The 22,959-nt window shown below is 56.1% G+C and carries 12 protein-coding genes; 11 read left to right on the forward strand and 1 reads right to left on the reverse strand.

The window, feature by feature from the left end; genetic code table 11:
* Window positions 1–183: 183 nt before the first annotated feature.
* From FHT67_RS19510 to FHT67_RS19545, 8 genes are all read left to right on the forward strand, one after another.
* Window positions 184–2,013 carry a cache domain-containing sensor histidine kinase gene (locus FHT67_RS19510; RefSeq protein ID WP_167200865.1) on the forward strand — a complete coding sequence of 610 codons (1,830 nt, stop codon included), beginning with the start codon at window positions 184–186 and terminating at the stop codon, window positions 2,011–2,013.
* Entirely contained in the window at window positions 2,006–3,544 is a 1,539-nt protein-coding gene (locus FHT67_RS19515) for a response regulator transcription factor (RefSeq protein WP_167200867.1), read from the forward strand. Before FHT67_RS19510 ends, FHT67_RS19515 begins: the two co-directional genes overlap by 8 nt.
* 151 nt (window positions 3,545–3,695) lie before the next feature.
* Window positions 3,696–5,213: an ABC transporter substrate-binding protein gene (locus FHT67_RS19520; RefSeq protein WP_167200869.1), complete on the forward strand. Its 1,518-nt coding sequence runs from the start codon at window positions 3,696–3,698 to the stop codon at window positions 5,211–5,213.
* A gap of 321 nt (window positions 5,214–5,534) precedes the next feature.
* The gene (locus FHT67_RS19525; protein WP_132311627.1) at window positions 5,535–6,470 is read left to right on the forward strand and encodes an ABC transporter permease; all 936 of its coding nucleotides are present in this window, start codon (window positions 5,535–5,537) and stop codon (window positions 6,468–6,470) included.
* A 70-nt stretch (window positions 6,471–6,540) separates the two neighbouring features.
* A complete protein-coding gene (locus tag FHT67_RS19530; RefSeq protein WP_165930797.1) occupies window positions 6,541–7,455 on the forward strand; it encodes a carbohydrate ABC transporter permease in 915 nt (304 codons plus the stop codon).
* A gap of 158 nt (window positions 7,456–7,613) precedes the next feature.
* The gene (locus FHT67_RS19535; RefSeq protein WP_132311631.1) at window positions 7,614–8,939 is read left to right on the forward strand and encodes a glycoside hydrolase family 125 protein; all 1,326 of its coding nucleotides are present in this window, start codon (window positions 7,614–7,616) and stop codon (window positions 8,937–8,939) included.
* The gene (locus tag FHT67_RS19540; protein WP_167200871.1) at window positions 8,932–12,054 is read left to right on the forward strand and encodes a beta-galactosidase; all 3,123 of its coding nucleotides are present in this window, start codon (window positions 8,932–8,934) and stop codon (window positions 12,052–12,054) included. The genes FHT67_RS19535 and FHT67_RS19540 overlap by 8 nt, the downstream gene beginning before the upstream one ends.
* 46 nt (window positions 12,055–12,100) lie before the next feature.
* Entirely contained in the window at window positions 12,101–14,860 is a 2,760-nt protein-coding gene (locus FHT67_RS19545) for an alpha-mannosidase (protein WP_167200873.1), read from the forward strand.
* Window positions 14,861–15,003: 143 nt separating this feature from the next.
* Here the strand turns inward: FHT67_RS19545 and FHT67_RS19550 are convergent, their stop codons facing one another.
* Window positions 15,004–16,314 carry an amidohydrolase family protein gene (locus FHT67_RS19550; protein ID WP_132311637.1) on the reverse strand — a complete coding sequence of 437 codons (1,311 nt, stop codon included), beginning with the start codon at window positions 16,312–16,314 and terminating at the stop codon, window positions 15,004–15,006.
* A 158-nt stretch (window positions 16,315–16,472) separates the two neighbouring features.
* On the opposite strand from FHT67_RS19550, the gene FHT67_RS19555 reads away from it, so the two are divergent.
* From FHT67_RS19555 to FHT67_RS19565, 3 genes are all read left to right on the forward strand, one after another.
* The gene (locus tag FHT67_RS19555; RefSeq protein ID WP_132311639.1) at window positions 16,473–16,901 is read left to right on the forward strand and encodes a MarR family winged helix-turn-helix transcriptional regulator; all 429 of its coding nucleotides are present in this window, start codon (window positions 16,473–16,475) and stop codon (window positions 16,899–16,901) included.
* A gap of 453 nt (window positions 16,902–17,354) precedes the next feature.
* Window positions 17,355–19,106 carry a methyl-accepting chemotaxis protein gene (locus tag FHT67_RS19560; RefSeq protein WP_132311641.1) on the forward strand — a complete coding sequence of 584 codons (1,752 nt, stop codon included), beginning with the start codon at window positions 17,355–17,357 and terminating at the stop codon, window positions 19,104–19,106.
* Between the two features lie 72 nt (window positions 19,107–19,178).
* The gene (locus FHT67_RS19565; RefSeq protein ID WP_167200875.1) at window positions 19,179–22,856 is read left to right on the forward strand and encodes a non-ribosomal peptide synthetase family protein; all 3,678 of its coding nucleotides are present in this window, start codon (window positions 19,179–19,181) and stop codon (window positions 22,854–22,856) included.
* Window positions 22,857–22,959: the final 103 nt, after the last annotated feature.

The raw sequence follows: 22,959 nt of genomic DNA on the forward strand, positions 1-22,959 counted from the left end.
GCTTTTTTCATTTTGATCATACCTTGACCTTCCGGAATGCAATGGACTTCCTGATTCTTTCGGTGTTATGATTTGTGCTGAAAATCGGACCTGTCGCCGGCGCCGGTCCGAATAGGCGCGGCTCCGTCCTTAATGTTATAATGGCGGGAAATCCTAACTATCGACGAGAGAGGGCACGGGCGTTTGAAATTCCGGAACATCTACCGAAACTATATACAGAACAACCTGTTCGTCAAAGTCATTCTCGTCTTCGCGCTTATTGTGCATGTGACGATTATCACGCTCTCGTACCTGCTCTTCGGTCTCATATCCGATTCCATCGTAAACAGCGAGCTGAACAACCAGAAGCAAGCGATGGAGCGGGTGAACCGTTATATGGAGCAGAAGTACGACTGGGTGCAGAACACGGTGCAGGATATCTACCGCAACAGCCTGCTGGCGAGCAACGCGTCTTACTTTCTGCGGCATTCCTACAGCGAATACGCGCAGTACATGCTCGACCAGAATTACGCGGGCGGCAACGAGAGCGCGGTTGATATCCTGAGCTATCTCGCGGACCGGATGGATGCCGATCCCGACATCCAGAATATCCTGCTGTACAGCACGGACATGCAGCAGCTGTACGCCTTCAACCGGAACGGCCCGCGACGGCTGTACAAGACCAATCCGACCCGCTCGTACATTCCCGAGATTATGGCGGCGGAAGGGCCCGTGGCGGCAACGCCGAACATCTGGATCCGCGGGCTGATCGGCCAATGGAACTCGCAGCTGTATTCCATGCGCGTCCAGGTAAACGATAAGAATACGCTTAAGAATATCGGACAGCTGCTCGTATACTTCGATTCCGGCATGGTGAACCGGTCGCTTGACCAGCAGCGGACCCCGCTCAAGGGCGAGATTCTGGTGCTGTCGCAGGACGGGCAGGTGTTGTCGGATTCCGCAAACCGATACTATGGACAAATCTTCCCGTACATGAAGCAAATCGGCTCCCTGAAGGAAACCGGCATGCTCGACGAGCCGTCGTACATCTCCACGCTGACGCAGAACAAAGCCGGTTATTTCGTTGTCGGCATCACGCCCAAGAGCGCGATGGCCGAGGCTTACGCGGGCCTCAAGCGGACGATCATACTGATCAGTACGATCTGCATTGTCGTTGCCGTCATTATTCCGTCCATCGTAATCGTCAATATCTCGCGGCGTACCAACCGGATCGTTCACTTCATGCGGAAGGTGGAGGGCGGAAACCTCACCGCCCGCCTGCAGGACGCCCGCGAGGACGAGCTTGGTCAGATCTCCCAGAGCTTCAACGAGATGCTCGATGAGCTGGGCCGGCATATCGACAGGGAATACAAGGCGGAGCTGAGGCATAAGCAGACGGAGCTTGCCGCTCTGCAAGCGAGGGTAAACCCGCATTTTCTCTACAACACGCTGGAGGTCATCCGGATGCGGGCGATGTCGCAGGGCGCGGTCGACGTAGCCGAGATGATCTACAGCCTCGCGGCGCTGTTCCGCAACTCGGTCAGCGCGAAAGCGGAGAACACGCTGGGCGAAGAACTCGAGATGTGCAGACTGTACCTGGAGCTGTTTCGGATCCGCTACAAAAACAAATTCGCTTACGAGGTCGAATGCGAACCGGAGCTGCTGCGGGTTCCGATCGCCAAGCTGCTGCTGCAGCCGATCGTGGAGAATTATATCGTGCACGGGATGGATTCCCGGCGCAAGAACAATCGCTTGATTATCGAAGCCGTGCAAGAGCAAGGCCTGATCCGGGTACGGATAAGCGACAACGGCAAAGGCATCGAGCCGGAGCAGCTCGCAAGCATCATGCGGCGGCTGAAGATGCCGGAAACCGAGGAACAGCAGTCCTTCGGGCTGCGCAGCGTGCACGAGCGGATCGAACTGGTGCATGGACCCGGCTACGGGTTAAGCATAGAAAGCACGCCCGGGAAAGGGACATCGGTGACGGTGACTTGGCCCGCGGCTGAACAACAGGAGGAAGCTGGCGATGTATAAAGTATTGCTCGTGGATGACGAACCGTTTATCACGGAGGGGTTGAGCGACGCCGTTGATTGGTCCGCCTTCGGCCTGGAGGTCGTCGGCAGCGCCGAAGACGGCGAGGAAGCGTTGGAACGACTGCGCGAGCTCCGGGTCGACCTGCTTATTACCGACATCTCCATGCCGATCATGACCGGACTCGAGCTGATCCGCAAGGCGAGGGAGCTGCAGCCGCAATTAAAGGCGATCATCCTGAGCGGGTACAACGAATTCGATTTTCTGAAGGAAGGCATGCGCCTCGGCATCGAGAATTACCTGCTTAAGCCCATTAACTTCGGGGAGCTTGAGGCGACCTTGGCGGATACGGTACGGAAGCTGGAGGCGGACAAGCCGGCGGAGCCGTTTGGGGAAGACGAGATCGGCATTCTGCGGGACAACGTCATGACCCGATGGGTAAACGGGCGGATCGCTTTGCCCGAGCTGACGGAGCGGACCTCGCTTCTCGGCATCGATCTCTCGAAGCCTTACGCGGCGCTGGCGATCATCCGTTTTCGCCCGGAACAGGGGGCTGAAGACTACAATCCCGACGATTGCATCGCGGATCTCCTGGCCGAGGAGACGGACGGCCTGTTGCTTGTTCCCTTTCGCAACGAGGAAGGCGAGCTTGTCGCCGTCTGCTGCATAAACGGGGACCCGCGGAATCAAGCTAAGGTAACGGAAGCCTTGGAAAGAGCGGCGGACAAATGGGAGCACAGGCAGCTCGGCCCGCAGATCGCGCTCGGCGGGATTGTGGCGACGGCCGATGCCGCCGCAAGCTACGCAGAGGCGCGCAAAGCGCAGCAGTTTTTCCTGGTGCGGCATGACCGGCATTTGCTCGATTATGCGGCCATTTCCGCGGAAACGGCGGCTCTTCCTTCGGGACTGTTCGAATGGGAGGCGTATGCCAAGGCCATTCTGGCCAAGGACAAGAATGAGCTGGCGGAGGTTATCGAACGCGATTTCGCGGCTATACGGTTGGCGGAGAGCTTGCATCCCGTCCGGGCGAAAGGCGCAGCTATCGAGCTCATGATTCTGATGAAGATCGAAGTCGACAAGCTTGGACGAGCGGATGCCGCCGAGGTGTTCCAAGGCGCGCTCGACCAGGCGGTAACCGCGGCAACGCTCGAGGGCGTGGAGAAAGCCGTGCGGACGGCGGCATTCTTCGCGGCCGATTCGTTCTCCGGGGAAGACATGAGTCCCGTCATCAAGCAGGCGCTGCGCTACATCCACGAGCACTACGCGGAGGCGCTGACGCTTAAATCGCTTGGTCTCCAATTTCACATTCACCCCAATTACCTCGGGCAGCTATTTCACAAGCAGACGGGGGATACGTTCACGGATTATTTGAATAAATATCGTATCGACAAAGCGAAGGAACTGCTGGCGGACAGCCGGCTCAAGGTAAACGAGATCGCGAGACAGGTCGGGTACTGGGAGACAGGCTACTTCTACAAGCAGTTTAAGAAGCATGTCGGGATGGTGCCGGGCGATTTTAAGGAGCTGCTGTGACGCCGAGGCGTCATTCGCGGTTCCTTTCTTTATTTTGTACACATATTCTTTGTTTTCTATTATTTTTGAAAATGTTTTCATCTTCTAAGATGAAGTAGCAAGAAGTCGCGACTACTGAATTTGCTACACAGACAAAAGGGAGGCAACACCAATGGGAATCCGTAAAAAGGCTTCGATCGGCCTGACGTCCGCGATGGCCGTCATGCTCTTGCTGAGCGCCTGCGGAAGCAACGGCGGCAACAATGGCAACAATGGCAACAGTGCAGCAAGCAACAACACATCTTCGTCCAGCAACGCTGGCAGCAACGCCAAACCGGTCGAATTGAACTGGTACACAATCGGCACGCCGCAGAAAGACGTCGACAAAGTCATGGAAGCGGTTAGCGAATACACGAAAGAGAAAATCGGCGCTACCGTCAAAATGACGATGATCGACTGGGGCGATTACAACCAGAAGATGCAAGTACTGACGGCTTCGGGCGCGGACATGGACATCATGTTCACGGCGGCATGGGCGTTCGATTACGTGCAAAACGCGCGCAAAGGGGCTTTCGCTCCAATCGACGATCTGCTGGCGCAATACGGCAAAGGCATTACCGACACGCTGAACCCTGCCTTCCTGAGCGGCTCCAAAGTCGACGGCAAAAACTACGGCGTACCGGCAAACAAAGAGCTTCCGACATCCGAGGTATGGCGCTTCAACAAGAACATTCTTGACGAGAACAAGCTGAGCATCACGGACGTGCGCTCCCTGGAAAGCCTGGAGCCGCTGCTGAAAACAGTCAAGCAAAACAACCCGGACGTGACGCCGCTGCAAGTGGACAAGACCTTCACGCCTTACATTCCATACGATTACCTGATCGAGAAATTCCCGCTGGCCGTGAAGCTTGACGACTCCAGCTACAAAATCGTAAACGTATTCGAAACGCCGGAAATGAAGCAGGCACTCGAAACGATGCATAAATACTACCTGGCCGGCTACATTCCGACGGAAGCCGCAACGCTGGAATCGTCCTCGGACGTGCAGGCGACGGGCAAATGGTTCGCCGACAAGGCGACGACGCAGCCGTTCGCGGACAACGTATGGTCGACCAGCTACGGCTACCCGATCGTGTCGACGCCAATGAGCGACGCGCTGATCTACAACGCATCGGTTATGGGTTCCATGCAAGCCATCTCCGCGAACTCGAAGCATAAAGAGAAAGCGATGGAATTCCTGAACCTGCTGAACACCGATCCGGTTCTCCGCAACATGGTTGACTCCGGCATCGAAGGCACGCATTACAAGGTAACCGACGGCGACTACATGGAGAACCTGCCGGAATCCAAGAACTACGACATGCCGACATTCTCGCTCGGCAACATTATGATTACGCACCTGAACCCGGGCGATCCTGCCGACAAATGGGAACAGTTCAAGAAATACAACGATGCGGGCAAGCCTGCGGCACTACTCGGCTTCAACTTCGATCCGACGAAGGTGTCGAGCGAAATCGCGGCCGTGCAAAACGCGAAGGAATCCTTCTGGGCTCCGCTCATGACGGGTACCGTCGATCCGGAAAAATACTTGCCGCAAGCGATCAAGAAGCTCAACGACGCGGGTCTTGGCAAAATCATGGCCGAAGCGCAGACGCAGCTCGACGCTTGGAAAGCTGCGCAAGGCAAGTAAACCGTTATTTATAGCACCGAAGGGCGAATGCTCGGCATTCGCCCTTTTTTCAAAAACAAAGGAGACGAACGGGATAGGACATCCTGTACGTTCTTTTCCGCTCTAAGGGATGAAACTTGCGCCGCCGAAAGAGGACGGCATCAGCCGTTTCATCTTGAATTCTAAGAGTCTATATGTGTTTTTTTTATAGACATGGCTTAGAATTCTCCGGATTGAAACGCGCCACCCCGCCTTAAGGATGGGGAAGCCGTTTCACCTTGGAACGAATTGCCGCAGGCCCTTGGCGCTGCAAACCGACTTCGCTTAGAAAGGGTGAACCCCATGAAGGCCTTTGGGCGTTTCTTCAAAGACATCAATCGCAACAAAGCCCTGCTCCTGATGGTGCTTCCGGCTACCGTCTGGTTTCTTTTCTTCTCGTACCTGCCAATGCTCGGCACCGTGATTTCCTTCAAGGAATACCGCGTGCACGGGGGATTTCTCTCCAGCATCATCCACAGCCGCTGGGTCGGCTTCGATAATTTCAAGTTTCTGTTCAGCACAAACGACGCATACGTCATCACCCGCAATACCTTGCTCTACAACATTGTGTTCATCATCATTGGTCTAGTTCTGGCAGTGGCCTTGGCCATCGTTCTTTCCGAAATCGCAAACAAGCGGCTGGCGAAATGGTACCAGACGGGAATGTTCCTGCCTTACTTCCTGTCTTGGGTCATCGTCGGTTATTTCGCATATAGCTTCCTCAGCTTCGACCGCGGCGTGATGAACAAGATCGTCCAGGCGTTCGGCATGGATCCGCAGCAATGGTATTCGGAGCCGAAGTACTGGCCGTTTATCATCGTCATCGTGTTCCTATGGAAATCGCTCGGCTATAACAGCGTTGTCTATCTGGCCGCAATCATGGGCATTGACAAATCGCTGTACGAGGCGGCGATGATCGACGGCGCGAACAAATGGCAGCAGATCCGCAACGTTACGCTGCCGATGCTGGCACCTCTCATGACTATTTTGACCTTGCTGGCCATAGGCCGCATTTTCTACGCGGATTTCGGTTTGTTCTACCAAGTTACCCGCGATTCCGGCACGCTCTACAACGTCACGAACGTTATCGATACTTACGTGTACCGCGGCCTGAAGACGACCGGAGAGATCGGCATGAGCACCGCGGCCGGCCTGTACCAATCGTTCGTCGGCTTCGTGCTCGTCATCACGTCCAACTGGATTGTCCGTCGCTTCAATAAGGACAACGCGTTGTTTTAAAACTATCTGCCGCCTAAGGGCGGCGAAGCCGTTTCGCTTCGAGAGCAACTAGAAAGAAAGGAGCATCATCATGGCATCCCTTAGGAAAACCAAGGACTTCCACCGGCTGACGCCGGCCTGGAACGTCATCTTCAACCTCATTGCCGGACTGTTCGCGCTGGCTTGCGTGTTTCCGTTTCTGCTCGTCATGGTCATCTCGTTTACGGACGAGAAGACGCTTGCGCTGGACGGGTACTCGTTATTTCCGAAAAAATGGAGCACCGACGCCTACAGCTACCTGTTCAAGGCGGGCGACCAACTATTGCGCTCCTACGGCGTGACGATTCTCGTCACGGTCGTCGGCACGGTGATCAGCTTGGTCTTTATCTCGCTCTTCGCATACGCGATCTCTCGCAAAGGTTTCAAATACCGTAAATTTTTCTCGTTCCTTGCCTTCTTCACGATGCTGTTCAACGGCGGACTCGTACCGACCTACATCGTGACGACGAAGCTGCTTGGTCTCGGGAATTCCTTGTGGGCGCTCATTCTGCCGCTCGCGGTAAATGCCTTCTACATCATGATCATGCGCACGTTCTTCTCGACCATGATCCCGGACGCCATTATCGAATCCGGCAAGATTGACGGCGCCGGCGAGTTCGGCATCTTCTTCAGGCTCATTGTCCCGCTCGCGCTGCCGGGCCTCGCGACAATCGCGCTGTTCAACGTGCTGGGCTACTGGAACGACTGGTTTAACGCCCTGCTGTACATCGAGAACCCCGACCTGGTGCCGCTGCAATCGATGCTGATGCGGATCGAGAACAGCATGCAGTTCATTCTAGCCAACAGCAACAACGCCTCCTTGGGGACGGCCGTGCTGCAGTCGATGCCGCAGGATACGTCGCGGATGGCGATGGTTGTCCTCGCGACCGGCCCGATCGTGCTTGCTTATCCGTTCTTCCAGCGCTATTTCGTGCAAGGACTGACGGTTGGTGCCGTAAAAGAGTAATGCCCTTAAGCATTTAAGGTTAACGGAGCGAAGCATTAACCTCATTACGAACATTTCACACCGCATGCGGCCCGCGGCGCGGACAACCGCCTATGGGCCGTTTTTGCGGTTCGCATAAGCAACGACGCGATACAGTAACGACAAAGGGGAAAACGACCATGGAACAATTTAGACTGCCCAAAATCAATATGCCGCACCTGCCGCTGCCGCAATCCGTGCAAGCGGTGCTGGCGGAGGCGGAGACGCGCCTTGCGCACCGGCCGAAGCTGCTGCAGCTGTTCAAGAACTGTTTCCCGAATACGCTGGAAACGACAACCAAGCTGCTGGACGACGGTACGACGTTTGTCATTACGGGAGATATCCCCGCGATGTGGCTGCGCGATTCCGTCGAGCAGGTTATGCACTACGTACCGTTCGCCAAGGACGACGCCGATCTCCAGAGGATTATCGGCGGCCTGATCAAGCTGCATATGCGCAATATCGTTATCGACCCGTACGCGAACGCGTTCAACGAGATGGCCAACGACTGGCACTGGAACACTGACGACAAGACGGACATGTCCCCTTGGGTATGGGAGCGCAAATTCGAGCTCGATTCCATCTGCTTCTCGATGCGCCTCGCGTTCGCGTACTGGAAGGAAACCGGCCGCGCCGACATCTTTGACGCGGACTTCAAGGTTGCGATGCGCGCCGCGGTCGACCTGTGGAAGCGGGAGCAGCATCATTTCGAACGTTCGCCGTACCGCTTCGAGCGGGACAACGGCATCATGACCGATTCGCTCATGAACGATGGCATCGGCATGCCGGTCAACTATACGGGCATGATCTGGTCCGGCTTCCGGCCAAGCGACGACGCCTGCGATTTCCATTACAACATTCCGGACAACATGTTCGCGGTTGTCACGCTGCGCCAGATGCGCGAAATTGCCGAATTCGTCTTCCGCGACCTGTCGTTCGAGAAGGAAATGGCGAAGCTGGAGCGCGAGATCAATCACGGCATCCAGCTGTACGGTATTTACCGTCATCCGGAGTTCGGGCCGATCTACGCGTACGAGACCGACGGCTTCGGCAACTACTGCCTGATGGACGACGCGGGTACGCCGGGCTTGATCTCGATTCCGTACCTCGGCTATGTGGACGGAGACGATCCGATTTATCAGAACACGCGCCGTTTCGCGCTGAGCAAGGAAAACCCGTTCTATTACGAAGGCACGGCCGCGAAAGGCATCGGCAGCCCGCATACGCCGCCGGGATATATCTGGCATATGGCTTTGTCCATGCAAGGGCTGACAGCCAAGACGGACGAGGAGATTCTCGATATGATCGCGGTCTTGGAAGCGACGGACGCCGACACCGGCTTCATGCATGAAGGCTTCCATTCGGACGATCCAGCCGTGTTCACGCGCAAATGGTTCGCCTGGTCCAACAGCTTGTTCTCCCAGCTGGTCTATAAAGCGATGAAAGCGGGACTCCTCGATGCTTAATTCGACGATTATTTTCTATGATGGCGCCTTTCCGGGCGCCTCTGCCATTAACGGAGCGGAACTGGAGCAGCTGCGGGGCGTCGGCGAGGTATACGGCGCCGATGCGCTGGCGGCAAGGCTGGAAGGTGCGGAAGGCGGCGTATTCGTGTCGCTGCACGCGCCTTACTTCCCGGTCGCCGCATGGGAAGCGCTGCTCGGGTTCTTGAAACGCGGCGGAGGACTGATCAGCTTGGGCGGCGCGCCTTTCCGCGTGCCGGTGCGCAAGGAAGCGGGCCAGTGGCTTGCAGAGCCGGAGCAAACCGCGTATCACCGTCAGCTGCGCATCCACGAAATGCTGCCGGTAAAAGCGGAGCCCGTTCTGAAGCTGGCCGCTGTCGAGGAAATCCCTTTATTCAAAGGCAGAGAGGCTCTGCTTGACACAGCGGATACGTGGAACCTCGTGCCGCACGTAACCAAATCGAGCGACCTGCCGCTGCAGATGGGCTCGGCGGGTCCGATGGACGCGCATATTTACCCCGTGCTGAAGGGCATCTCCGCCGAAGGGCGGGAGGTTGCTGCACCGGCCGTGCTATGGGAGAACACGAAAGGCGATTTCGCCGGCGGACGCTGGCTCTTCGTCAACCAGCCGCTTGGCGCGAATTTCTTCGCGCGCGGCGGAGCTGAGGCGCTGCAGGCGTGGACGGCATTCTGCGCGGCCGGCGTGACCGAGCTGTGGCTGAAGCCGGGCTATGCTTCCTACGAGCTGCATGAGCGGCCGTTGCTGACGCTCCAGGCGCAGAAGCTGGGCCGTGGATCGGCGGGCAAGACGAACTGGACGTTCGACATTAAAGTCAGCCGCGCGGAAGGATCGGACGTGTTCGCCTGCCGCCACGAAGCGGAAATCGGCCCCGAGCTCGAGCTGAAGCGCATTCCGCTGCCCGTCGACATTCAAGCCGGTTATTATCAGGTGGATTGCGTCGCTAAGTCCTCGGACGGCGAGACGCGTCTGCTTCGCCAAGGCTTCTGGGGCATGGACGCCGGCTTGCTGAACACCGGCGGGCTGCTGTCGCGCGGCCGGGATTATTTCGAGAAGGACGGCCGGCCGATGCCGGTTGTCGGCATGACGTACATGACCTCGGACGTCGCGCGCAAGTTCCTGTTCCTGCCGAACGTTTCGGTGTGGGACCGCGATATGGCGCAGATGCGCAAGGCGGGCATTAACTGGATCCGCACCGGCATCTGGACGGCATACCGCAATATTATGCAGGTGGACGGGCATGCGTCCGAAGAAGTGCTGCGCTCGATCGACGCGTTCTTCATGACCGCGAAGCGGCACGGCCTGCAGGTGACGTTTACATTCTTCTCCTTTACGCCGGAGACGTGGGAAGGCGCGAACCCGTATCTCGATCCGCGCAGCGTGGAGGCGCAGAAGCGGTTTATCCGTTCCATCGTCAGCCGTCACCGCGAGACGACAAACGTCGATTGGGACCTGATCAACGAGCCGTCGATGTTCGATCCGCCGCGGATCTTCTCCGACGGTCCTCGCTCAAGCCGCGACCGGTTCGAGAAAGCGGCGTTCGCGGAATGGCTGGCGAGGCGCCACGGCGCCATCGAGAAGCTGCGGGAGCGCTGGGGCATGACCCCGGGCGAGCTGCCGGATTTCGCGTCCGCCGCCATACCGGAGCCGGAGGACATCAACTTTGACGTGCAGGACATGCACCAAGGCAAAAGAGGGACGCGTTGGCTGGATTACGCGCTCTTCTCCATGGACATGCACAACCGCTGGGCGAAGCAGCTCGTCGACGCGATCAAGGAAAGCAATCCGTCGCAGCTCGTGACGGTCGGTCAGGACGAGGCGCTTGGCGCGCAGCGGCCTTCGCCGTTCTTCTATGGGGAAGCGGTCGACTACACGACCGTGCATTCCTGGTGGCTGAACGACCATCTGCTGTGGGACGGCATCTTCGCGAAGACGGCTGACAAGCCGAACGTGGTGCAGGAGACGGGCATCATGTACGTGGAAACGCCGGCCGGCTTCGCGAAGCGGTCCGAGGAAGAGCTGCGGGCGATGTTGGAGCGCAAGTACGCGTATGCCTTCGCGGCAGGCGGAGCCGGAGCCGTGCAGTGGATCTGGAACACCAACTTCTACATGGACAACGCGAACGAATCCCATATCGGCGCGCTACGGGCCGACGGGACCGAGAAGCCGGAGGCGGACGTCTCCTACCGGTTCGGCAGCTTCATGGAACGGATCCGCGATCTGTTCCGGGACCGCGAGCTGGAAGACGTCGCCGCCGTGTTCCCGTATTCCAACGACTTCTCCAACCGCAAGCTGGCGTTCGACGCGACGACGCGCCTGACGCGTGTGCTCGGCTACGAGCTGAAGACGCCGTTCCGCGGCGTGTCGGAGTACCATCTGGACGCGCTTGAGGCGGCGCCGGCCAAACTGATTATCGTGCCGTCCGCGCATAACTTCGAGGGCGAGGCGTTCGCGCGGCTGCTTGACATCGTGGACCGGACGGCCGCAACGCTCTTGTTCACGGGCCCGCTCGGGCTCGACGCCTACTGGCGGGAAGCGGACCGGCTGACGGATACGTTCGGCCAGCGGAAGCCGGCCAATGTCGTTCGGGAAGAACGGCTTGCGATCGGGGACAAGGCATATACGGTATCGTACGGTCACCGGAGGATCGCCGAGGTGTTCAAGGAGGCAGGTTACGGCGCCTCTGCGGGAGCGGACCGGGTCATGGAGGCGGCTTACGGACAAGGACGCCTGATCTGGTGTCCGCTGCCGGTGGAGCTGAACGAACGCGCCGAGCCGGTCGCGGCGCTTTACGCGCATGCGCTAGAGATTTCGGGCGCGCGCCGAGAATTGGAATGGCTGAGGGGCGGCGACCTGGCCGGCGTGTACGGCCGGAGTATGCAATTCAAGGACGGAGAACTCTTCGTGTTCGTGTCCGAATACGCGCATGACGCAGAGATCGAAGTGAAGTCCGCCGCGACGGGAACGACGTATTCGTTCGTGCTGGAACGGGAGCGCGCGGTATTGTTTGCCGCCGACCGGACCGGCCGCGTGACGGCGGTCTATCGCCCGGACGAAGTGGAAGTGCTGGCGCTGCCGGCCGGAGAAGGCTTGAAATAAGAAAGCTTGAAACAAGAAGGCTTGAAATCGAAAGGAGACGATCGCCATGGCGAACGCTGATCATAGAAAAACCGCGCATATCATCTCGCACACGCATTGGGACCGCGAATGGTATCTGCCTTACGAGAAACATCACGTGCGGCTTATCGCGCTAATGGATACGCTGCTGGACACTTTGGAGAACGACACGGAATACCGCAGCTTCTATCTGGACGGACAGACGATCATCATCGAGGACTACCTGCAAGTACGCCCGGAAATGCGGGAGCGTCTAGAAAAATGGATCCGCGAGGGCCGCATTCATATCGGCCCATGGTACGTGCTGCAGGATGCGTTCCTGACGAGCAGCGAAGCGAATGTCCGAAATCTGCAGATCGGGCACCAGGATGCCGCGCAGTACGGCACGATCGCGAAGGTCGGGTATTTCCCCGACACCTTCGGCAACATCGGCCAAGCGCCGCAGCTCATGAAGCAGGCGGGCATCGACAACGCGGTGTTCGGCCGCGGCGTCAAGCCGACGGGTTTTAACAACATGGTCTCGGACTCCGCATACGAGTCGTCCTTCTCGGAGCTCGTATGGGAAGGGCCGGACGGCTCGCAGGTGCTCGGCATTCTGTTCGCCAACTGGTACAGCAACGGCAACGAGGTACCCGTGGACGAAGCGGAAGCCAAGGAATACTGGGACCGCAAGCTGGCCGATGCCGGCAAATACGCATCGACGGGGCAGTTCCTGTTCATGAACGGCTGCGATCATCAGCCGATCCAGACGGATCTGGCCGAAGCGATCCGCGTCGCGCGCAAGCTGTACCCGGATACGGATTTCGTCCATTCGAATTTCCCGGATTACCTGGCGTCGCTGAAGTCGTCGCTCGCCGATAAGCAGCTGTCGGTCGTACGCGGCGAGCTGCGCAGCCAGCGGACGGACGGCTGGTCGACGCTCGTGAATACGGCGTCCGCACGCGTCTACCTGAAGCAGATGAACCAGGTCGGGCAGACGATCCTCGAGAAGGTCGCCGAGCCGCTCGCCGCGTTCGCGCATGTGGCTGGCAAGGCAACCTACCCGCATCATCTGATGAAGTACGCTTGGAAAACGCTCATGCAGAACCATCCGCACGACAGCATTTGCGGCTGCAGCGTCGACGAAGTGCACCGCGAGATGGTTACCCGGTTCGATAAGAGCCGCCATGTGGCGGAGACGATCGTCGACGACAGCAAGCATGCGGTCGCCGGCGCCGTCGACACGAGCGTGTTCGCGGGCTACGGCCAGGATGCCCTGCCGCTTGTCGCGTTTAATACGACCGGATGGACGCGCAGCGGCGTCGTTGAGGTCGAGCTGGACGTTGCGCGCGTGTATTTCCGAGAAGGCATCGCCCCGAATGACATGATTCGCATGATGAAGGAGGTTTCTCTCGAGGGACGCACGCTTGTGGACGCGGACGGCAACGCGGTCGCGCATACGTTCGAGGATCTGGGCTTGAAGTTCGGCTACGACCTGCCGGATGACAAATTCCGCCAGCCGTATTGGACCCGCCGGGTGAAGCTGACTTTCGAAGCGACCGCCGTGCCGGCGCTTGGCTTGAAAACTTACGCTTGGGTGCTCGGTGCTGCAGGCGATGCTTCGTCGTCGTCCTTGGTAACCGGTCCGCGTACGCTGGCGAACGACAACCTGAGCATCGAGATCGCCGAGGACGGAACCTTGGCGGTAACGGATATCGCCAGCGGACGCACGTACCGCGATCTGCTCATCTATGAAGATGCCGGAGATATCGGCAACGAGTACATGTTCAAGCAGCCGGACGGCGAGCCGGCGCTTACGACCAAAGGTCTTGCGGCCGAAATCCGCGTTATCGAAGACAGCGCGTACCGCGCAGCGTTCGAGATCGTGCATCATTGGTCGATACCGGCATCCGCGGACGAGCTGTTCGAGCAGGAGAAGCAGGAAGCCGTTTATTATCCCGAGCGTAAAGCCGGCCGTTCCACGGACTACGTGCCGTTTAAGATCCGCACCGTCGTCAGCCTGGAGCGTTCCGGGCGCGGCGTAGGCATCCGTACGACGTTTAATAACCAAGCGAAGGACCATCGCGTACGCGCCTTGTTCCCGACCGACCTGGCCGCGTCCGTCCATCGGGCCGACGCGATCTTCGAAGTGGCGGTACGTGACAATGAGCCGGCCGCCGAATGGGAGAACCCGAGCAACGCGCAGCATCAGCAAGCCTTTGCCGATGTGAGCGACGGCACGCTGGGTCTCACGATCTCGAACCTGGGCTTAAACGAATACGAAGTGCTGCGCGACGGCCGCAATACGATTGCCGTCACGCTGCTTCGCTCCGTCTCCGAGCTGGGCGACTGGGGCGTCTTCCCGACGCCGGAAGCGCAATGCCTCGGCGAGCAAACGGTAGAGCTCTTAATCCTTCCGCATGGCGGCGACGGTGCGGCGACGGGCGCTTATGCGGCTGCGTATCAGTTCCAAGCGCCTTGGACCATCGCGCAAACCGGCATACACGGCGGAACGCTTTCGCCGGAGCATGCGTTCCTGGCATGGGAAGGCGAAGGCATCGCGTTCTCCTCCGCCAAGATCGCGGAAGCGACGGGCGACCTCATGCTGCGCTGGTTCAACATGCGGCCGGAAGCCGCGAAGCTGCAGGCGCAGCCGAACGTCGGCACGGCCGCTGCAGCGTACGCGAGTGACGTGCTCGAGCAAGCGGGCGAACGCCTTCAGCCACCGGGCGAAGGCGGCAACGGCTCGTTCGCGGCGGAGCTCGGGCCGTGCGAGATCTATACGGTAGGCATCGCGGCTGCGAAATAAACGCCGCTTTTGCGAATTGGTTTTAACCAACGGAGCGGAAAGAGGGTGGATCGGCAAGTCCGGTCCGGAACAGTAGTTAAGGGCAGCTGGCCATATGGCCAGCTGCCCGATTTATTTTTCATAAGCCCTGCCGCATGAAATAATTAACTCCGTTTTTGCGCACCTTTAAACCATACGGCTTTAATGGATAAGGTATCCGAGATATGGGTTGTCGGATCGCCATCCACCAGTACGAGGTCCGCACGCGCGCCTTCCGCAATACGACCCCGATCCGTAAGGCCGAACCGACGGGCAGGTTTCGAGGTAGCCGACTGAAGGGCTTCTATCGGAGTGAATCCGGCCTTAACCAGCAATTGCAGCTCATGATGCACGCTGGCTCCGTGGGCAAGGCCGCCAAGATTCGGAACGGGAACGGGGGCGACATCCGTCCCGACCAGAATATCCACGCCGGCCTTGTGAAGATCCATCACGTTTTTAAAGCTGTTTTCCAGGTTGCCTTGCGGGAAAGTATTGAAGCTTGAGTTCAATATATCCATCCATTCCGGACTTAGCTTGGAATGAACGCGGGGATCATTCGCCAATTCCGATGCCGGGTTCCCAAGAATGGATGAGTTCAATACCAGGCACGGTGTAACAAACGCGCCGGAATCGGCGATGGTCTGCACTAACTCCGGCGTATACCCGGGCCTGTCGATAAACAGGTGGCCCAATCCGTCCACTCCAAGATCGATGGCAGTTTGCGATGAATGGGCAGTCAAGACATGGGCGATGACGATTTTACCGGACTTATGGGCTTCTTCTACGGCTGCTTTAAGAATCTCATCGCTTAATACGGGCAGGCCGGGGGCACCCATGACCGTACCTTCTTCAATCATGATCTTTATATAGTCGGCGCCATTATCCACTTGAGTATGCACATGTTTAATCGCTTCTTCCACCGTCGTTACTTGCGGCACCTCTTCGTGATCGTGGGCATAAGCGGCTAGCATAGCTTCCCGGTCTTCATCCGATAACTTTGCCAATTCCTTTAATACGAATTCCGGAATCTCGTCCCCATCAGGCAGTAATTCATCCGGATGGCCTCCCGGAGCGGTGATTGCCGTGCCTGCAGAGCGGACATCGGCGACGTCATCCGCATTTTTTAATTGAATCGCGCGTCCTCTCCCCGTGAAATCGCCATTCATTTCGAGTTCCGTCGTCACTCCGAAATTTAATGCATCCCTTAATCCGCCGACGGAAGTGTGGACATGCGCATCAATCAAGCCGGGCAGTAAGGTTGCTCCCTCGGCATCGATTATTGCTGCATCCGCCGGAACGTCGCCGCCCACCGCAATTATGGTTTCCCCTTCGATGACGATGCTCCTTGCTTCGATTACTTTTTCGCCATCGAAAATACGCGCATTCGTAATCGCCGTTACTTTTTCTACAGAAGAGCTTGGGATTGAATTATTCATTTTATTATTCCTCCTTGGAGTTGCGTTCGAATCAATTCGGAGTATAACTGTTAGAAAACTAACTGTCAATAAACTAATATTTGTTTGACAGGAAAGCTGCTTCTCTGTATAGTTTATTTGCTTACAGTTAGCGTTCTAACAATAAGGGAGGAACGGTTATGAAGCCTCGCAAGGATACGCCTTATCTGGATTTGTTTCAGATTATTGGCCTTAAGTTAAAGAAAAAAGCGGACGAGAGCATAAAAGAGTTAGGTTTAAACGCTCAACAAGGAAAAATAATCGGCTATATCTACGAGAATCAAGAAAAGGAATTAATTCAGAGGGATCTTGCCGATCGGTTTCATCTGCGCGGGGCCAGCATAACAAGCATGCTTCAAGGCCTTGAGCAAAGAGGATTTATCGAACGGAAAATCCCGGCCAATAACGAAAGGCAAAAAAATATATATGTTTTGCCAAAGGCCGTTGAATTGATTGAAGATTTTAATGAGTCCTTCCAAAAGGTGGAGGACGAGATCGTTCAGGTTCTTACCGAAGAGGAAAAGCAAGCCTTGAAGGAATTGCTCACCAAAATTAATGAACGCTTATAGGGCGCGTTTGGAGTCGCTACCTCGAAGGTCGGCTATCATTGGCCGAGATCATAAACGCTATAAAGAACAGAATTAAAGCAGCATTTCCTTTTATGGAAATGCTGCTTTTTTAGTATCGGAAATAAAGTTCGTTCAGGATACAGGAGTTGAAAAAGTATCCTGATATTTCCTGTAAATTAGATCAAAAGAACTAGAAAACGAAGTTTTTTCACGAAATTATTACAAAATGTATAAATTATTAACACAGTTTTTTTTATTTTGCTATTCAACTTATAGTTATTTAGTACGATACTATATAAATAGTCTATGTCGAAATTTGGCAGCATTACGAGATTGGATTTATGTTTTTCAGAAATTATTCCATATCGTTACTTAAGGGAAGGGGGTTAATCGCGTTTCGATTTGATAATGCAGCCAAATAGACAATTAAATGATAATAGGAGCGTTTTACAGATGTTGTTGATCAGACGGATGTCCTTTTTCACCAAGATGTTGCTGCTAGCCTTTATTAACATTATTTTAATCGGCACAATTCTAATCTCCTCCAGTTATATGACCCAAAAAGACATTCTGATTGAGCAGCTGCGCGGTCAGATTATTGCCATAACGCAGGAGTGGGCGAAAGAAATCGACCCGGCGGTCGTTGCCCAGGCGATTGAGCAGAAGAGTTATCAGGGTTCGGCGCAAGCCGAGCTTCAGGTTAAATTCGACGAAATTCACAAATACAATCCGAATATCGCGCAAGCGTACATATTTGGCACGGAGCTCGAGGACGGCAATAAAACCTCGCTGGTCGCCATGCCTACAAGTCTCGTAGAAGCGTTCTCTGCCGAGAACATTAATATCGGGGACATGTACGAGCAGCCGTCCGCCATGGCGAGTGCCGTTGCCAAGATGCTGAAGACCGGCAAGCCGACCTTTACAAGCTTCTATTCCGACAGCTTCGGGACATGGACGTCGGTTCTTTACCCAATCGTTGACAGCCAAGGCAACAGTCTTGGATTCTTCGCTGCCGACGTGGATGCAAGCGCTGTTCCCGAGGGACTGCACAAGCTTCTTGTGAATGGCATTACCATTATGGTTATTTTCATGCTGATTATTTTCCTGATCCAATTCTTTGTGTCCCGCCGTACGATGAAGCCTATTAAGGAGCTGGTTCGCGGTATTGATACGGTCAGCACCGGCAACCTGAACGTAGAGCTGAAGACCGGCAGCGACGACCTTGGAATGGTTAACCAGAAATTCAACCAGATGGTCAGCCGGATTAACGATATGATGCTTCAAGTTCAGCACACCTCGCATGCCGTTACGAATTCTGCCAAGAATCTGCATGAAATCTCGGAGCTGAACAGTAAAAATACAAACCTGATCACGGCAAGCGTACAGGAAATCTCGGGAGGCATCGGGGAGCAGAAGCAGGCGACCATGGATACCGCCAGAGCGATGGCCGAGCTTGCAACCGTTATTCAGACGATCGCGGAGAATTCCTCGAAGGTCGCTCACGAAGCTTACGACATGGAGCAAAAATCCATTGAGGGCAACTCGGCCGTAAAGCAGGTCATGACGCAGATGGAGCAAATCCAGACCGTCGTCAGCAAGTCTACAAGTGCCATTAAGCTGCTGGACAGCCGTTCGCAGGAGATCGAGAATATCGTTTCGATTATCATGAACATCTCCGGCCAGACGAATCTGCTTGCGCTGAACGCGGCGATCGAAGCCGCACGGGTAGGCGAGCATGGTAAAGGCTTTGCCGTCGTTGCCGGCGAGGTGCGGAAGCTGGCGGAGCAGTCCGACCAGTCCGCGAATCAAATCTCCGAGCTCGTGAAGGAAATTCAGGACGTTATCCGGATTGCCGTAGAGGCGCTGGAGCAAGGTACCTACGAGGTTATTGACGGCCTCAAAGTGACGAGCACCACGGAGCAGCTGTTGAACGAGATTCTGCAGGCCACGCAAAACGTAACGATGCAAATTCAAGAGGTGTCGAGTTCGACAGAGGAGCTGTCGGCAGGCACGGAGGAGCTTACGGCAACATCCGAAAGCCTGTCGTCGGCGGTAAGCGTTACGGCCGTAAACAGCGCCAAAATATCCGATTCCGTCGAAGAGCAGAAGGAAAGCATGTCCGCGATCGTGGACTCTTCAACGGAGCTTACCGCTCTGTCGGAAAAACTTCAGAAGCTCCTTAACCAGTTCCAGGTTAAAGGTTAAGGCTAACCTGTTTCATCCTCGCATCGGATCCGATGCGGGGACATTTTTACTGCTCGGAAGGAGTATAGAGATATGACGGAGATTAATCATCACACTAAGGTAACAGAGAATTTGCTGCTATTTATCCCGCTCGATTCGTCACGTCACAGCCGCACTTATTCCTACTTAACAGTAGAAGCAGCCTTTGAAGACCGCTTAAACGAGAAGCTGCAGGCTTTGAAGGATGACGGAGAGCAACTCGCGGCAGCAGCCTTTATGGCCATGCTTTACCGTTTGTCCGGGGAAACCGACATTATGGCGGAGTGGATTACGGGCGGCGGGACGCCGGTACCCCTTCTTCTAAGCTTCGAACAGAAGCAGACTTTCGCTAGTTTGAAAGAGACGATTAACAATCAGGCAGCAGCCGGGGCTGTCGCTTCGCCGGAGCTTCAATTCGATACCCGGTTCTCGTGCGGCCGGCCGATCCGCACGGTACAGGAGCTGCTCAACTGGCAGCTGCTTCATGAGGGCGGCCGCTGGATGCTGCACGTGGATTACGACAGCTCGGTGCTCACGGAGTCTACGATCCGCAGGTATATGCAATACTTTGATATTTTGCTGGAGGCGGCTCTTACGGATGCGGGCAGCCTGATTGCCGCGGTCGATATTCTGCTCGATACGGACCGGGCAGTCTATGATCGCATGAACGATACGTCTTACCCTTACGATCGAACAAAGACGATTCACGGCATGTTCGAGCAAGCGGCTGCAGCTTATCCGGATCGAATCGCAGTCTCTTCCATTTACGGACAGCTGACTTACCGGGAGTTGAACGAGAGAGCGAACAGCACGGCAAGAATGCTGTTGAATCGCGGTCTCGGCAAAGGAGATTTCGTCACCATCTTTATGGAACGGAGCCTGGAGCTGATCGTCAGCCTGCTTGGCATTCTTAAGGCGGGCGGCGTGTACGTTCCGGTTGACCCGGAGCATCCGGAGGAACGCAACCGCTATATTTTGTCGGATACCGCATCGGCCTTTTTCCTGACCAAATCCGCCTACGAAGCACAGGCGGCCTTGCTCTGCGAAGGCGTGGATACCGTCAAGGAGATCATTGCGCTAGACTCCGGCATGACCGAGGTCTATGAAGGGATCTACAATATCGAGAACGGGGCTGCCCCGGAGGATCTTGCCTATATTATCTATACATCCGGCTCGACGGGAAGGCCGAAGGGCACGCTGATCGCGCATGAAGGCGTCGTCAACCTGGGCGAGACGGTCCGCACGGACTGCGGCATTGGCCCCGAGGACGTGCTTACGCAGTTCGCGACGTACAGCTTTGACGCATCGGTATGGGATACGATAGGAGCGCTGTTCTACGGGGCGCACCTGTATTTACTGTCTGCGGAGGAGCGGGTATCCGTCGAGGAATTCGCTAGCGCGATCGAGAGAACGGGGACAACCATCATTACGATCCTGCCGACGGTGTTCTTCAACCAGCTGTCCGCTTACTTATCGGAGGAAGGCTACCGCAAGCTTTCGGGCGTCAAGCTCATAACGGTTGCGGGCGAGGCGTTATACGGCGAGCAGGTCCGGGCCTTCCAGCGCAAGTTCCATGACGCGATCGATATCGTTAACGTATACGGTCCAACCGAATGCACGGTCTGCACAACAACGTTTACGGTAAGAGGGCTTATTCCGGATGAGGTAACGAGCATTCCGATCGGCAAGCCGATTCATAATTACAAGGTTTATATTGTGAACGAAGAAAATCAGCTGTGTCCGGTAAACGTGCACGGCGAGGTATATATATCAACCGTGGGACTCGCGAAAGGGTACTTGAACCAGCCGGAGAAAACGGCCGAAGCCTTTATCGACAATCCGTTTGGCGAAGGGAAAATCTACAAGTCCGGCGATATCGCGAAGCTGCTGCCTGACGGAACGGTCGAGTATGCAGGGCGCCGCGACTCCCAGATCAAGATCCGCGGTCACCGCATCGAAATCGGGGAAATCGAGGACAGCTTCGCCAAAATTCCAAACGTACAGGACATTGCGGTCATCTGCAAGAAGGATACGGACGGCCAAAATACGCTGGTCGGTTATTTCACGACCCAAGACGGCGCCGAGCTGCAGTCTGCGGTTATCAAGCGGATGCTGGGAGCTAAGCTGCCTTCTTATTTTGTTCCGAAATGGATCGTTCAGCTGGATGCGATGCCGATATCGCCAACGGGCAAAATCGACCGCAAAGGTCTGCAGCGCTTCAATCATATGGAGACCTTGGCCGCCGATGAAGGCTTTGCGCCGCCGGCTACGGTCATTGAGAGGGACATTGCCGCATCCTGGCAGGAGGCACTGCGTCTGGAGCGGGTTGGACGGTACGATGACTTCTTCTCGATTGGCGGCGATTCGCTGGCGATTATCCATGTGCTCGTCCTGCTGAAGCCGCAATATCCGGAGCTGAAAATCAATGATTTCTTCACCTGCCGGACCGTGGAAGCCTTGGCCTCGCGGATCGAGCAGCTGCAGGCGGTGCAGGCTCTAGACGGGAAAGGCTCTGCCAAGCCGGCGGCCGGACCTATTGTGCCGCTTAACGAGGAGCCTCCGATCCCGGATCCGGAAGCAGCAATGCCGCAAAATAGCGGCGCTGAGCCTAAAGCTTTCTTGCTGACGGGAGCTACGGGTTATCTTGGCGCTTATCTGCTGCATGAGCTGCTTGAGCGAAGCGATGCGAAGATCTATTGCCTCGTCCGTCCGGGAATCGATTCCGGTCTGGTCCGCGTTCAGGCGCATATGGAATACTTCTTCGGACAAGCGGTCAAGGAACGTATCGAGGAGCGGGTGATCGCGGTAGAAGGCGACTTGGAGCAGGAGGATCTGGGGATTTCCGCCGAGACGCGGCAGGAGCTTCTGGGTTCGCTGGATGCCATTATTCACAGCGCAGCCGATGTAAGGCATTTTGGCGAAGAAGAGCAATTCGCGAAGACGAATATCGCGGGCACGCTCGCCTTAATCGGTCTTGCCAAGGCATGCGGGAAGCCGGTTCGCTTCCACCATATTTCCACGCTGGGGATTCCCGAGGATTTGGCGTTAAGCGGGCAATGGGAGAAGGTATTAAGCGAGCAGACGCTGTGGCCTGAATTGAAGGTAGAGAATTTGTATACGAACAGCAAAATGGAGGCGGAAAAAGCGCTGATGTCCGCTGCCAAGGAAGGACTGAGCGTAAACATTTACCGGGCCGGCAATCTGTCCTCCCATTCGGAAAGCGGTTTGTTCCAGCGGAATATCGACAGCAACTCGTTCTACCGCATGCTGAAAGCGATGCTGCTGCTCGGCAAAGCGCCAAAGGTGCAATGGGAGGTGGACTTTACCCCGATTGATTACGCGGGCAAATCCATCGTAACGCTTGCGCTGCAGCCTTCTCGCTCGGGACGAATGTTCCACATTTGCAATCCGGAGACAATCCCGTATACCCAATGGGTCGAGCTTATCCGCAATTACGGTTATGCAGTGGAGCTGCTGGAGCAGGACTCTTATGCCAAATGGCTGTTTGACCCGTCCGTTCCGAAAAACGCGGAAGGCGTCAAGCTGGCGATTGCCCAGCTCGAAGGCGACGGAGCGAAGGATTCGGGCTACCGCTACGGATGCGAATACACGTACGAAGTCCTGCAGGAGCTTAACGTTACATGCGCTGCGCCGGACAGCCGCTTTATGGAGGCTATGCTGGATCATGCCGTGAGAATCGGATACTTCCCGAAAATACTGGTAACGGCTTGATAGTTGGTTACAGAGCTGAGAAGTTTTCGTCCAAATAAGCGGGTTTGTTAACCTGATAAAATGCTTAAAGGGCAATCCCGTGACGGGATTGCCCTATTTTGTT

Source organism: Paenibacillus sp. BK720 (assembly GCF_011761545.1).
GTDB lineage: Bacteria > Bacillota > Bacilli > Paenibacillales > Paenibacillaceae > Pristimantibacillus.

What these genes read in the sequence shown, in the direction of transcription:
- FHT67_RS19515 (WP_167200867.1), top strand. Translation starts at nt 2,006, where the DNA reads ATGTATAAAGTATTGCTCGTGGATGACGAACCGTTTATCACGGAGGGG.
- FHT67_RS19520 (WP_167200869.1), top strand. Translation starts at nt 3,696, where the DNA reads ATGGGAATCCGTAAAAAGGCTTCGATCGGCCTGACGTCCGCGATGGCC.
- FHT67_RS19525 (WP_132311627.1), top strand. Translation starts at nt 5,535, where the DNA reads ATGAAGGCCTTTGGGCGTTTCTTCAAAGACATCAATCGCAACAAAGCC.
- FHT67_RS19530 (WP_165930797.1), top strand. Translation starts at nt 6,541, where the DNA reads ATGGCATCCCTTAGGAAAACCAAGGACTTCCACCGGCTGACGCCGGCC.
- FHT67_RS19535 (WP_132311631.1), top strand. Translation starts at nt 7,614, where the DNA reads ATGGAACAATTTAGACTGCCCAAAATCAATATGCCGCACCTGCCGCTG.
- FHT67_RS19540 (WP_167200871.1), top strand. Translation starts at nt 8,932, where the DNA reads ATGCTTAATTCGACGATTATTTTCTATGATGGCGCCTTTCCGGGCGCC.
- FHT67_RS19545 (WP_167200873.1), top strand. Translation starts at nt 12,101, where the DNA reads ATGGCGAACGCTGATCATAGAAAAACCGCGCATATCATCTCGCACACG.
- FHT67_RS19550 (WP_132311637.1), bottom strand. Translation starts at nt 16,314, where the DNA reads ATGAATAATTCAATCCCAAGCTCTTCTGTAGAAAAAGTAACGGCGATT.
- FHT67_RS19555 (WP_132311639.1), top strand. Translation starts at nt 16,473, where the DNA reads ATGAAGCCTCGCAAGGATACGCCTTATCTGGATTTGTTTCAGATTATT.
- FHT67_RS19560 (WP_132311641.1), top strand. Translation starts at nt 17,355, where the DNA reads ATGTTGTTGATCAGACGGATGTCCTTTTTCACCAAGATGTTGCTGCTA.
- FHT67_RS19565 (WP_167200875.1), top strand. Translation starts at nt 19,179, where the DNA reads ATGACGGAGATTAATCATCACACTAAGGTAACAGAGAATTTGCTGCTA.